Raw genomic sequence first — 300 nt, 5'->3', positions numbered from 1 at the left:
TCCTGGTGGTTCACCACAGGAGGCGGGCAGGAAGAAGGCGAAACACTGCAGCAGACGGCGGTGCGCGAAATTCGTGAAGAGACGGGGATCGCCCTGGATCCGACTCGTCTTGTCGGCCCTGTCCTGCATCGGCGCGCGCTGTTCGATTTTCTCAACGTGACAGCGCGCCAGGAGGAATGGTTCTTCGTTGCGCACGTGCACCGCACAGAGTTGAACTGGGACGGCTGGACTGAACTGGAGCGCAGCGTGCTCGATACGATGACGTGGTGGGACTTGGACGATCTTGAGGTCGAAGCCCGA

1 protein-coding gene is annotated in these 300 nt (G+C 61.0%); it reads left to right on the top strand.

All coding sequences use genetic code 11. The annotated features are described in order from the left end of the window. Positions 1-300 (top strand): NUDIX hydrolase (locus tag QP381_RS08835; RefSeq protein ID WP_285068607.1); only part of this gene is annotated, 300 nt, incomplete at both ends.

The organism is Pauljensenia sp. UMB6358, assembly GCF_030216865.1.
Lineage (GTDB): Bacteria > Actinomycetota > Actinomycetes > Actinomycetales > Actinomycetaceae > Pauljensenia > Pauljensenia turicensis_A.
This window is presented reverse-complemented; position numbering and strand designations above follow the sequence as displayed.